The sequence below is a fragment of the Desulfovibrio psychrotolerans genome, assembly GCF_013340305.1.
Classification (GTDB): domain Bacteria; phylum Desulfobacterota; class Desulfovibrionia; order Desulfovibrionales; family Desulfovibrionaceae; genus Halodesulfovibrio; species Halodesulfovibrio psychrotolerans.
The window spans coordinates 106531-119816 of sequence record NZ_BLVP01000010.1 but is presented as its reverse complement, the minus strand read 5'-3'; the positions used below and the strand labels follow the sequence as shown (position 1 = coordinate 119816).

Here is a 13286-nt window from a genome sequence, read left to right as displayed (position 1 = left end):
ACAACCCGATACCCGAAACGGAGTGGTCATGGAAAAAAACAAGATCAGCGTAACGCAGCAATTGGCCTTTGCCGATGCCGTTGCGTACCTTGAGGCCCTGGTGCAAAGCCTCAAGGCAGGCAGAGTCGTGGTGGAACAAGGCGGCGAGCAGGTGGTGCTCACCACCCCGGAGCACTTGGAAGTGACCGTGGAAGCCAGAACGAAAAAGGACAGGCAGAAGTTTGCTCTGGAACTGGAATGGTACTCCGCTCCGGCCGTGGAATCCGCAGCTGTGACCATCTCGGCGGTACCCGCCGCCCCCTGCTGCACAGCAACCGCAGCGACACCAGATACCACGGCTACCACGGTCACAGTGGAAACCACACAGCAAGCCCCTGCGGAGGAAAACGCTTCCTCTGAGGAATGCGCGACTCCCGAATCTCCTGCCTCGCCGGAGCCGCGCCATATAACCACCGCGCAGGAAAAAAACGCACCACAAGCCGTTGCGGCACCGGCACAGCCAAATACCGCCAAACCCGCTCCGGCACCGGAGGCCCCGGCATCAAAAGCCCCGGCACCCAAAGCCTCAGCCGGGACAGCGGGAAAGAATGCGGCAGTACCCCCCCGCAGCAAAGCTCCCGGCCAGAAAACAGGCAAGGCGGGCAACCGCAGCGCAAAAAAACAGCCCGCAGGCAGACGCACCAGCTAACGCCTGCGCCGCAGCGGGCGGACTCTCACCCCCGTCCGCACATCCGGTCGCTCACGCTTTCCCCATAGAGCGTTTGCCCCGGCAGCATACAGGGCCTCCGCGCCTCCCCGTATACAATCACACCGGGGCGCGCGGGGGCTTTTTTTTACAAAGACATGCCGTGCAGCGCCAGCCGCATGCCAATGCCCCACATGGTGGCGCAGACCACTCCATCCAGCACCCGCCACGCCCCGCGTGACCGGAACAGCGGGGCCATCATGCCCCCGCCCAGCGCCAGCGTGAAAAACCAGAGAACAGAGGCGGTGGCCGCTCCCGCCCCGAACACATACCGGGCATCCTGCGCATACTGTCCGCTCACCGCGCCCAGCAGCACCACCGTATCCAGATACACGTGCGGATTCAGCAGCGTAATGGCCAGCGTGGCCATGACCGTAGCCCGCGCTGTGACAAGAACCCGTGCCTCGTCCTCAAGGCAGCCGCCCCGCAGGGCAGAGCGCAACGCCCCCAGCCCGTACCAGAACAGGAAAAGCGCCCCCAGCCATGCGCTCCAACGCCCCAGCACAGGGTTGGCGGCAACAGCAGCGCCTATGCCGGTCACTCCCACCCCTATGAGCACGGCATCGCACAGACTGCACAGCAGGGCCACCAGCAGTGCGTTATTCCGGCGCACTGCCTGCGAAAATACAAACGCGTTCTGCGCCCCTATGGCGACTATCAAACCTCCGCCCATAGCCATTCCCTGCAAGTACGCCGTAACCAATCTTCCTCCCGGATTATCAAATACCCGCAGCGCAACGGAACCCTTCCTGTAAGCGCATCTCCGGGAGCACCGTACTCCGCCTTTTCCCAGATAGTAAAACTAATAGTTTTACTATCTCATTAATTTTGCTAATACTGATCCATGCTGGATAACAGACTTATGCAGGCGCTTGCCGCTGTGGTGCAGGAAGGCGGGTTTGAAAAGGCCGCATCGCGGCTGCACATCACGCAGTCCGCCGTCTCGCAGCGTATCCGGTCGCTGGAAGATGCCATGGGGCAGCCGCTGCTTGTACGCGCCTCTCCCGTGCGCCCTACCGAAGCCGGACAACGCCTGCTGGCTCACTACCGCCGCGTGCGCCATCTGGAAGACGACCTGCTGGCAACCTTCCGGTCTTCTTCCCCGTCAGACGCAATGGACACGCCTGTGGTCATGCCCCTCGCCGTGAACGAAGACAGCCTCGCCACATGGTTTCTGCCTGTACTGCGTCCGTTTCTGGCTAGCCGCCCCGTGCTGCTGGACATCTACACCGATGATCAGGAAGTCACCCACGCCCTGCTGCGTACCGGCGTGGTCACAGGCTGCATAAGCAGCCTTGCCACCCCCATACAGGGCTGCCGCTGTGTGCCCTTGGGCAGAATGGATTACCAGTGCCTCGCCACCCCGCAGTTCGTGTCCCGCTGGTTCCCGCACGGGGTGGAAGAACAGGCACTGCGCCGTGCCCCCGCCGTCACCTTCAACCGCAAGGACCTGCTGCACTGCCGCTTCGCCGCCCTGTGGGGCGTGGAAGATAACGGCTTTCCCCCGCACTATGTCCCCTCATCCAGCCAGTTCGTGGAGATGATCCGCGCAGGGCATGCCTACGGCATGGTGCCCCACCCGCAGGGCAACCCGCTGCTGCATTCAGGCGAGCTCATCCCCCTTGCTCCGCACCACGCCGTTCCGGTCAGCCTCTACTGGCACCACTGGAATCTCGGCACCTCACTGCTTGAAGAGCTTTCCGAAACCCTTGTGCAGGGATGCCGGAAGCATCTGCTGTAAAAACAGCATCATAGACAACGTGAAAAATCCATCACGCAACAGCATGATCCGTTGTGTTTCTTTCACATGCCCGCTTTCAGGACGCCATTCTCTCTATGCAGTGAGTTACATCAATCATTTTCTTCATATACCGCTTTCATAAAGAGCAATGTCATCTCCCTGTCGCAATAAATATCATCCCCTTTCGTGCAGTGCGTGCTATGCTGAAAGCAGACTCTCAATCCTACAATCCACAAAAGGAGCAACCTATGCCGAACATGGACTACCCCGGCCCGTGCGAAAGCTGCTCGGCCATCGAGGGATGCAGCACCAACGAACAGCGTGAAGCCGCCGTGCAGAACTACTGCAAGGGCGTGGAAATGGAACTGAACATCTGGAAAGCCCGCCTCTACGATGTGCTTGCCAATGTGGACAAGGCGCAGGGCAAGGCCGGCTTTGAGGATACCCTCAATCTCATCAAGTCCACGGTGCGCGAAATTGAAATGCTGAATGCCCAACTCGCCAACGAATGCAGCATGGACATCTCGGCGCAGGAAAAAGCGATGGGCGGCAAACTGGCCCTGCTGCGCAGCAAGTATACAGAAGCCCTGTCCGTCATCAGCCCCGGCTATTTCGGCGGCTGATCCTTTCAGGCATCCTTCTCCCTGCATGGAAGGAATGCAGGACAAACCGCACATAAAAACCCGCCCGCAGCTCAGGCTGCGGGCGGGTTCCGTTCCAGCGGGAAACACTTCCGGGCAGGGAGCGCCCAAACTCTACTTGGTGAACAGGCTCACTTCCAGTTTGCCCATGGCATGCAGCGTGGCGTACCCGGAACGAATGGCGTCTGCCTCGGCAGCCAGTGCGGCGCTAACGGCGTTGATGTAGTTCACTTCCGCCACCAGCACGTCCAGCAGCGAGCGGGTTCCCAGCGTGCGCTCACGCTTGGCCAGATCCATAAACTCGCCCAGAATATCCGTCTGCTCCCGCAGCAGGGTGGCATTGCGACGGTTGGTACGCAAATCCTGCCATGCGGTGCGCACGTTCTGCTCAATGCTGCGGCGCAGGTCGGCCTGTGCGTAACGGGCCTGCGCCACCGAGGCACGGGATGCACGCAACTGCGATTCGTCTCCGAAGCCGGAGAACAGGTTCCATGCCATTTCCACGCCCACGGCGGAGTTGTCGCGTACGCCGGAGTCGCCGTTGTCGTTTTCACGGCGGCGGGCTTCTGCAAAAAGATTGAAGGTGGGGTAAAAACGGGTACGGTCAATCTCCACCTGCTTAGCCCCTGCCTCCACGGAAGCGGCGGCAGCCTTCAGCACGGGATTGTCCTCTATAGCTATGGTCACGGCCTCATCGGCGTTAGCGGGCAGCCTGTCGGAAGGCAGCACGGGCTTTTCAAACTCCCTCACCTCGTCAAGCTCCGGTTCATATCCGAACACGGCCCGGAAATGCGCTGTTGCCTTGGCAAGTTCGCCCTCTATATTCACGCGCAGTGCCATGGCGCCCAGCAACTGCTGCTTGGCCTGCAACACGTCAGATGAAACCCCGGCCCCGCGCTGCACCAGCGTTTCTTCAATACCGGTCTGCTGCTTGATGCGCTCCTCGGAACGGGTGGCATACTCCAGCCGCTTATAGGCCTTGTACACGTCCAGAAACGCGCCAATACCCTCCAGCAGCAGGTCCTGACTGGTGGCATCCATCTCCATCCGGCTGCGTTCCAGCAGATTCTCAGATTGTTCCACACGCTTGGAAGTGGCGTCAAAATCATACAGGAGCTGCCTGCCCCGCAACTGCTGCATATTGCGCACGCGGTTGGTATAGTCGTCCTGCTGGCTGCCGGGCTTGCCGGTCTGCTCGCTGGCCACGTCGCTCACAAAATCCAGCCGGGGAAACCATCCGGAACGGCTCACGTCCACCCCATGGGCAGATGCCTCCACCTGACTTTCCTTGGCCAGCACTCTCTCGTGCTGCTCCAGCAATCCGGGCAGCAGGTCAGAAAGCCCCTTGGCATTGGCCAATCCGGCATTTCCCATCACCAGACAGGCCAGCATCAGCAACACAGGCAGGTTTCTTTTCACGGCGTCCCCCGTTCGTGCATGCAAAAGATTCCCATTCAAATGACATGATTGAGCTGTCAAGTCAATGCTCACTCTCCAGAACCGCATGCCTATACTTGAAAGAGACTGTTGTTTGTTGCATACCTTCTGGAGCACGGACAAGGAGTAGCATACGCGGGCATGGTTCCGTCCTGCACTTTTCCGCCCATTCACGCGGCTGCACCATGCACCGCCCCTTACGTAAGACTTCCGCCGGAGGACACATGCCCCCGCTGAACATCCTTGTCGTGGACGATGAACAGATCGTGGCGCTGGATATCAGACGCACTCTGGAACGTCTGGGATACTCCGTCCCCGCCATTGTCGCAGACGGTCCCACCGCCATCCGCAAGGCAACAGAACTGCGTCCCGGCCTTGTCCTTATGGACATCCGCCTGAAGGGCGAAATGGACGGCATACAGGCCGCGGGCATCATTTCCGGCAAACTCAAGATCCCTGTCATCTACCTCACCGCCTATTCCGACCAAGCCACGCTTGAACGCGCAAAAACATCCAACCCTTTCGGCTTCCTCATCAAGCCCTTTGAAGAACGCGAACTGCACTCCACCATAGAAATAGCCCTGCTCAAACACTCCGCAGAGCGCAGACTGGAAGACGCACGGCGCAAAGCAGAGCAGGATAACCTTGCCAAATCAGGCTATTTCGCCGACATGAGCCACGAAATACGCAACTCGCTCAACGGCATCATGGGCATGGCAGACCTCGCGCTGGACACCCCCCTCTCCGAAGAGCAGCGCGAATATCTTACCACCATCGTGGATTCGGCGGAAAACCTGCTCGCCATCCTCAATGATGTGCTGGATATCTCGCGCATAGAGGCCCGGCGGCTTTCCCTCACGGAAAAACCGTTCGATATAGCCCGCACCGTTGCCAAGGTGGTCCGCAGCGTAAAGCCGGATGCGGAAAAGAAAGGACTGCGCCTTTCCTACCATCTGGGACCGGGCGTGCCTGCCACCGTGCAGGGCGATTCCGGCAGGCTGCACCAGATTCTCGCCAACCTGCTGGGCAACGCTGTCAAGTTCACGGAAAACGGCACTATTGTCGTGGAGATAAATCTGGTCAAAGGCGGCACGCCGGAAATGCCGGACGCGCACTCCCTCCCTGCGGAAGAGAGTCTGCAACTGCTCTTTTCCGTACGTGATACCGGCTTAGGCATACCGGAGAACAGGCTCTCCACCATTTTCGAACGCTACAGACAGGTAGACAGGGAAACAGAGCAGGAACATGTGGGGTCCGGCCTCGGCCTTGCTATCTGTAAAGAACTTGTGGACCTTATGGATGGAAAAATGTGGGTGCGCAGCCGCCTCAACCACGGCAGTACCTTCTACTTCACCGCCCATTTCACCCCCTGCGAACGCCACGTGCCGGACATCCGCCATTCAGGCGTCGGGCAGGCCGTTCTCCCGCAGGCTATGCGCAGGCTCTCCGTGCTCACGGCAGACGACAACCTCGTCAGCCGCAACCTTGTGCGCATGCTGCTGGAAAAACAGGGGCACAGTTGCACCACCGCCTCCAACGGCTTGGAAATGCTTGCGCTTCTGGCGCAGGACCGCTACGACCTTGTGCTCACCAACATCCAGATGCCCCGCATGGGCGGACTGGAGGCTGTGCGGCGCATACGTTCGGGCACTGCAGACGGCGTGCCGCAGGACATTCCCATCATCGCGGTCACCGCCCACGCCCTGAAGGGCGACCGCGAACGGTTCATAGAAGCAGGCATGACGGACTACATTGCCAAGCCCCTGCACGCGGAACGTTTTTACGAGGTCATCAACCGGGTGTTCACCAACGAACGCACAGCCGATGAAGATGCGCCGCAACCCCATCAGGGCGATGTGCTGCCGCTTCTGGATACGGCGGATGTGCTCCGGCGCATGCAGGGCGATACCCTGCTCGTGCGGGCTATATGGCAATCCTTTCTTGCCGATTCGCACGAACAGATGGCAGACATCCGCGAGGCATTGCGCGGTCAGGGTACACGGCTGGACATCACCCGTGCGGAAGTAAGCCTGGGCGCGACCATGGCCCTTGCCACCGCATCCCGCAACATCGGTGCATCGGAACTGGCAGCCACGGCAGACCTGTGTGCCGATGCGTTGCGCCACGGCGAGCGGGAGCGCGCTGCCACAGCCATCCGCAGGCTGGAAGAAACGCTCTCCCATACCCTGAGCATCATGGACACAAGCATGAAAAGCCTGTAGCCCCAATGCACGCAACCACCACGGAGCCATTTACAGCATGCACAGCACCCCGCGCGCCGCACACGGTCTTTTTGCAGGCCCTCCCCCTGCCCCGGTGCTGTGGTTCCTGCGCCAGATAAGCGACTCCGCCTCCGGCGGCAATGCGCTGGACCTTACCTACGCCGCCGGAGCACTCACCCCCCTGCTGGATTATCCGCGCCGCGAACTGCTGCAACGGCTCACAGAAGCCCTTTCCTCGCCACAGTCTCTCGCCGTGCTGGAAGAGCAGATGCGCCTTCAGCAGCGGGGCGTTTTCACGCCCTACACCCTGCGCCTGCCGTCCGCCAAAGGGCTGCCTGTGGATATACAGGTCTGCCCTCGCACCATCCTCCTGCCGGACGGCACAGAAGCCATAACCGCCACCCTTGCCCCCGCCCCGGCAGGGCTTGAGGAACAGCGCACCATGCAGGCGGAACGTGCGCGCCTGCTCTCCCTGCTGGACAGGCTCCCCGCCTACGTGGCACTCATCGCGCCGGACCACTCCATCCGCTACGCCAACCAGACCTTCCGCGAACTGTTCGGCCCGCCCGGCAACCGGCCCTGCTATGCAGCCATACGGGAAGAATCAACCCCCTGCGCCGACTGCCCTCCCTTCGACGCCTTCGACACCGGCAGCCTGTCCATATGCGAATGGACAAGCCCTGCCAGCGGGCGGTCCTTCCGCATATACACCTACCCGTTCACCGATGTGGACCGCACCCCGCTGGTGCTCAAGCTGGGCATGGACATCACGCAGAGCAAACAGGTGCAGGAAGCCCTTGCCCTTTCGGAAGAGCGCTACCGGTCCATTACCGACAACCTTGCGGTGGGCATAGCCGTCATTGATGCCAACATGCGCATCACCGCCGCCAATCCGCTGTTCTCCCGCTGGTTCAGCCCTGCGCCAAGCTCATTAAAGGGCGGCACACAAGACGATGCTGCCCGCCGTGAGGCGGAAACACTGGAAACCCTGCTCCGCATTGTGCCCAAGGAGTGCGCTTCCGTCCCGGCCGACAATATATCTCCGTCCGGCAATATCCCCCCGTCCGGCAGCACTACTCCATCCGGCACCACCACTCCGTCCGGCAGCATTACTCCGTTCGGCACTGCGGAAGGGACTCCGGAAAACGGCAACACCCCGGCAGACCTCATCCTGCGCACCTTTGCAGACGGGCAGGTCCACGAACAGGAATTTTCCTGCCGCCTGCATACCGCGCACTGCGCAGGCAGCGTAACCAGCCATAATACAACAAATAACGCGGACCACGCCTTCCGCATCACGGCCTGTCCCATCCGGGGCACGGCGGGCGATGTGCCCTCCGTCATCGTGCTGCTGGAAGACATTACCGAACGCAAGCGCGTGGCGGAACGGCTGAACCGTGTCCGGCAACTGGAAGCCATGGGCACCCTCGCCGCAGGCATCGCCCACGAGATAAATCAACCCCTCTCCGCCCTGCGCCTTTACGCCAGCGGGCTGGAAATGCTGATGGAACAGCAGCGCACCATCGCGCCGGAAACGCTTCTCTCACGGCTGGGCTGGATTCTGCGCGAAGCGGACAACATCCACGAAATCATCGCGCACATGCGTTCACTGGTCATGCAGCAGGATGCGCCGCCCACAGGCAGCGCCTGCCTGAACAAGGCCGTGGAACGCGCGCTGAGTCTGGTGGGAGCACAGCTCACCGCCCACGGCATCCGTGTGGACCTGTGCCTTACCCCTTTCCTGCCGGAAGCCCTTGCCAATCCGGTGCAGCTGGAACAGGTTGTGATCAACCTCGTGGTCAACGCCATGCACGCACTGGACACCGTGGAGGCTTCAGGGCAGGACAAGTGGATACGCATCACCACAGGACAAACGCAGGATGATGCCCTGCGTCTGGAGGTGCGGGACAACGGCCCCGGCCTGCAAGGGCTGGAATCCCGCGTCTTCGACCCCTTCTTCACCACCAAGGAGGCGGGCGGCGGCATGGGGTTGGGCCTTTCCATCGTCCACACCTTTGTGGAGGCATGGCTGGGCGAGATCGCCATCGTTCCTCCGCCGGAGGGCACGGGGGCGGTGTTCGTGGTCCGGCTGCATGCGGCCGGGCACGCAGCCCAAATCCCTGCCCCCGGGGCAACCCCCAATGTACCCTAACGATGTCTGTACTAACAATATCTGTACAGCCGCCGCCGGAATGCCGGGCAATGCACGGTCAAGAACCCCAACAGACACGCGGCAGCAGGAGAAAAGGATGCGCATCCTCATAGTTGACGACAACCCCACCAGCCTGCAAAGCCTGAGCGTGGTCCTCAGCGACCTCGGCCACGACCCCGCGCCCTTCGCCGACCCCGTGCGCGCGCTGGAAGAAGCACTGCGCACCCACTACCCGCTTATCATCACAGACATCCGCATGCCCCGCATGGACGGCATCACCCTCCTGCGCAAACTCAAAAGCACGCCGCACACAGAAACCTGCGACGTTGTACTCATCACCGGGCACGGCGACATGGAAACAGCCGTGGGTGCCCTGCGCCACGGTGCCTACGACTACCTGAACAAGCCCATAAACGCGCGGGAACTGGCCGCCGTGGTAGAACGCAGCGCGGAGCATCAGGCCCTGCTTCTGGAAAACCGCGACCTGCGGCAAAATCTGGACCTGCGTGTCCGCGAGGTGGCAGACACCCTCCACCGCGACCTTGAAGAAGCCCGCACCTGCCTGCGTCAGGTCTTCGGCATAGGGAGCGTGGTATCGGAATCCCCCGCCACGGAACAGGTCATGAACGACGCCCGCATGTTCCACAACGACCCCAGCGTACCCGTGCTCATAGAAGGCGAAACAGGCACCGGCAAGGAGATCATCGCCCGCCTCATCCACTTCGGCGAAGCGGGCAGCATGCACCCCTTCGTGGCCATCAACTGTGCCGCCATCCCCCACGAACTGTTCGAAAGCGAACTCTTCGGGCATGAGGCAGGCGCCTATACCGGCAGCCGTGCGGGCGGCTCTGCGGGCAAACTGGAACTGGCGGCAGAAGGCACCCTCTTTCTGGACGAAGTGGCAGAAATGCCGCTCTCCCTGCAACCCAAGCTGCTGCGCGTGCTGGAAGACCGCACCTACTACCGCGTGGGCGGCCTGCGCAAACGCGATTTCCGCGCCCGCGTCATCTGCGCCGCCAACCGCGACCTCGAAGAACTCGTGGAGCGCGGCCTGTTCCGGCGCGACCTTTACCACCGCCTCAAGGTAGGGCACCTCGTCATCCCCCCCCTGCGCGAACGCCGGGAAGATATCCCCGCGCTCGCCCGCCTGTTCCTCACGCGGCAGGCAGAACGCAAGCGCAAACAGTTCACCTCTGTTTCCCCGCAGGCCATGGATATCCTGCTCCGCCAGCCGTGGCCCGGGAACGTGCGTGAACTGGAAAACACCATAGAACGCGCCGTACTCATTCACGATGCTCCCACCCTCAGACCGGAGCACCTCACCTTCCTTACGGAACGGCAAAGTGCCTACAGCTGCGCCGGTGTCCCCAAAAAACTGCCGCTCGATCTGGAAAATCTGGAACTGCCGGAAGCTCCGCTCGATCTGGAAGCCCTCACCACGGCCATCGTCCAGAAGGCCTTGGACCGCTTCGAAGGCAACAAGAGCAAGGCTGCGGCTTACCTCGGCATCTCTCGCTTCGCCCTGCACCGCCGCCTGCAGAAATAGCCGCTGCATACCAGTACGCTTTCGCTCATCTGTGCGCTTTCGCACGTGCGCATCCGCACCCTCCTGATTTTCTCATGCTCTTCACGTCTCCCCTCCCTGTCACCCACAGGGGACTATTCCGCTAACTCACTACAAACAAATATCTTTATCACAGAAGGCCACACCATTCTCTGCACCATCCGATATGGCACGGCCTATGCAGAGTTGTCAGTGCAGATATTGTTCAGAATGCCAGCGATCAGGCGTTCACCCCCCCCAACAATTCTGGATGATGTCTGCAACGGGATCTGAATACCGGATACGTCCGCAGGGCCACCGAAATCCCCCCCTTTGGTGCCCATAATGCTGCGTTTCCGGGGCGTTTGTTCAGACCAACCTATCTGAGGGCTTCCGGACCGGTCACCCCCCCCCGACCACCGGAAGCCCTCCCTTTTTGCGGCAGCCTCACGCCCATCCCCGCGCCTGCCCGCAGACAGCCAGACACGATGACACTCCGCCCGCACCGGATAGCAGCCCGTTACGCCCGTCACCTCACGGCACACCACACCGGCACCCCGCACTTGACATTGTTGTCACCATCCGAAAAGATTCCCCCATCGGGTCGGGCATTCCGCCCCTCCGGCCAAGGCTGGGCCTCTCGCCGCAAGGCGCTGCCCGCACCGCAACTCAACCATGAGAGGGGATTACATGAAACGTTCCGGGCTGTTACTCGCTGTATTGGTGCTTCTTTTTACCCGCACCGCCTTTGCGGCAGACCCCATCCGAATAGGCGCGGTCTTTTCCAGCACCGGCCCGGCATCCTTCCTCGGAGAGCCGGAAAAAAACAGCCTGCTCATGGCTGCGGATTCCATCAACGCCGCCGGTGGCATTCTGGGCAGGCAGGTGGAAATCATCCACTATGATGACGAGACAGACGTAAACAAATGCGTCCTCGCCGTGGAAAAGCTGGCCCGCAAGGACCGGGTTTCAGCCATTGTGGGCCCCACCACCTCCGGCAACACGCTGGCCATCATGCGCAACATGGAACGCTACGGCATCCCGCTGGTTTCCTGCGCCTCTTCAGACAAGATCGTCCAGCCGGTGAACCCATGGGTCTTCAAGGTGGCTCCCTCCGACAATTTCGCCATAGAAACCCTTCTGGACAATATCCTTGCCACGGGTGCCAAACGCATCGCCATCCTCACCGTCTCTGACGGCTACGGCCAGTCCGGTCGCGCCGGATTACTCTCGCTCATCCCGCAGGCTGGTCTGGAACTGGTCGCGGACGAGGTCTACGGCCCCAAAGACACAGACATGACCGCCCAACTTACCAAAATCCGCGGACTCGGCGCAGATGCCACCATCTGCTGGGGCACCAACCCCGGCCCCGCCGTCATCGCGCGCAACCACAAGCAGCTCGGCATGACCACCCCGCTGTACATGAGCCATGGCGTTGCCTCCAAAAAATTCATTGAGCTGGCGGGCGACGCGGCAGAAGGACTCATCCTGCCCGCAGGCCGCCTCATCGTTGCCGACCAGATTCCCGACGGCCACCCGCAAAAGGCCATGCTGCTCGATTACGCCGCAGGCTACACCCAGCGTTTCAAGGCAGATGTGTCCACTTTCGGCGGACACGCATGGGACGCCATGCTCCTGCTCAAGGCCGCCATTGAGAAAGCCGGCAGCGACGATCCCAAGGCCATCCGCGATGCCATGGAACAGGTAACGGGCCTTGTGGGCACGGCGGGCATCTTCTCCTTCTCCGCAGAAGACCACGGCGGGCTGGATAAAACCGCCTTCGAAGTCATCCGCATAGAAAACGCCGACTGGACCATTGTGCGCTAGCCCCGCCCCTCTCCGATCTCCCCTGTCCGCAACGCCCCGCCTTCCGTTTTCCGGAAGGCGGGGCGCAGTCATTTTCCGTGCATCGCCAATTCATACCCTTGAAGTATGCTATTGACCGTTTCCTATGCGCCCTATACTATCCCATCATAGTAAAACCCCATGCCCCGGCTCTGCCCCGGCTCTGCACAGACCCTGCACAGGCTCTGCACTGTCAAAGCACCGCCAATGCACAGCCACCGCACAGGAGGAACCGGATGAAGCTCTCCGCCCGCGCACGCTACGCTGTCCGCCTGCTGCTTGTCCTTGCGGAACACGCTGAGCATACAGACATCGTAAACACCACCACCCTCTCGGCGCACACCGGCGTTTCCGTGCAGTTCATCGAGCAGATCATCCGTCCCCTCAAGCAGGAAGGCATGGTAGTCAGCACGCGCGGCGTCATGGGCGGGCACGCGCTGGGCAGAGATGCCGCCTCCATCACGCTGGGCGATGTGGTCCGGGCCATAGAAGGCCCCATAGACCTCATCCCCTGCTGCGACGAGTCCGTTGCCGAAGAATGCCCCCGCCACGAAAACTGTCCCACCCGCCCCGCATGGCTGCACATCTCCCGCGTTCTGGAACGCGAGATGGACGCCATAACCCTTGCAGACCTGCTCACCAGCCCGGCCTCCCTGCCGGACCGCCATGCCGCGCCGCCCATGGGCCGTGCCCGCAGTGCGTCCCGGCACCTTTCGCTGGTCCCCAGATACGACTAATCTTCGCAGGACAACAGCCTTACCGTCCCGCGCGGAACGCAGAAGCCCCCGCCAATGTCCTGCGACGTTGGCGGGGGCTTTGTTTCTATGAATCAATGATCGGCCCGCGTATCAGCCTTGATGCGTCTTTCTCCCAAGGCCGCTTCAGAAGGGACCCTGCCTGCCGCACGAACGGTTCATGCCTGAACGTCCGGGCGGTTCACCGTCCCCAGGGCGTTACTCT

10 protein-coding genes are annotated in these 13286 nt (G+C 61.4%); 8 read left to right on the top strand and 2 right to left on the bottom strand.

The features are described from left to right. Positions 1-28 precede the first annotated feature (28 nt). On the top strand, positions 29-688 hold the full coding sequence (locus HUV26_RS12445; RefSeq protein WP_174410465.1) for an amphi-Trp domain-containing protein: 660 nt from the start codon (positions 29-31) through the stop codon (positions 686-688). 145 nt (positions 689-833) lie between these two features. Here HUV26_RS12445 and HUV26_RS12440 read toward each other — a convergent pair whose 3' ends face one another. Next, positions 834-1418 (bottom strand): LysE/ArgO family amino acid transporter, encoded by a 585-nt coding sequence (locus tag HUV26_RS12440; protein WP_243451380.1) that lies wholly within the window; start codon positions 1416-1418, stop codon positions 834-836. A 171-nt stretch (positions 1419-1589) separates the two neighbouring features. Here HUV26_RS12440 and HUV26_RS12435 point away from each other — a divergent pair, with 171 nt between their 5' ends. Next, entirely contained in the window at positions 1590-2486 is an 897-nt protein-coding gene (locus HUV26_RS12435) for a LysR family transcriptional regulator ArgP (protein ID WP_174410464.1), read from the top strand. Positions 2487-2734: 248 nt separating this feature from the next. Continuing rightward, entirely contained in the window at positions 2735-3109 is a 375-nt protein-coding gene (locus HUV26_RS12430; RefSeq protein ID WP_174410463.1) for a hypothetical protein, read from the top strand. 132 nt (positions 3110-3241) lie between these two features. Here HUV26_RS12430 and HUV26_RS12425 read toward each other — a convergent pair whose 3' ends face one another. Continuing rightward, positions 3242-4546 (bottom strand): TolC family protein, encoded by a 1305-nt coding sequence (locus HUV26_RS12425; RefSeq protein WP_174410462.1) that lies wholly within the window; start codon positions 4544-4546, stop codon positions 3242-3244. Between the two features lie 242 nt (positions 4547-4788). Between HUV26_RS12425 and HUV26_RS12420 the strand changes: the two genes are divergently transcribed. The 5 genes from HUV26_RS12420 to HUV26_RS12395 all read left to right on the top strand — a co-directional run bounded on the left by HUV26_RS12420 (position 4789) and on the right by HUV26_RS12395 (position 13063). Further along, complete coding sequence (locus HUV26_RS12420; protein ID WP_243451379.1) at positions 4789-6786, top strand: response regulator; 1998 nt, start codon at positions 4789-4791, stop codon at positions 6784-6786. A gap of 37 nt (positions 6787-6823) precedes the next feature. Next, positions 6824-8938 (top strand): PAS domain-containing sensor histidine kinase, encoded by a 2115-nt coding sequence (locus tag HUV26_RS16840; RefSeq protein WP_243451378.1) that lies wholly within the window; start codon positions 6824-6826, stop codon positions 8936-8938. Between the two features lie 97 nt (positions 8939-9035). Next, positions 9036-10484 (top strand): sigma-54-dependent transcriptional regulator, encoded by a 1449-nt coding sequence (locus tag HUV26_RS12405; RefSeq protein ID WP_174410461.1) that lies wholly within the window; start codon positions 9036-9038, stop codon positions 10482-10484. A gap of 687 nt (positions 10485-11171) precedes the next feature. Further along, on the top strand, positions 11172-12308 hold the full coding sequence (locus HUV26_RS12400; protein WP_174410460.1) for an ABC transporter substrate-binding protein: 1137 nt from the start codon (positions 11172-11174) through the stop codon (positions 12306-12308). A gap of 254 nt (positions 12309-12562) precedes the next feature. Continuing rightward, a complete protein-coding gene (locus tag HUV26_RS12395) occupies positions 12563-13063 on the top strand; it encodes an RrF2 family transcriptional regulator (RefSeq protein ID WP_174410459.1) in 501 nt (166 codons plus the stop codon). The last annotated feature ends 223 nt before the right edge of the window (positions 13064-13286 follow it).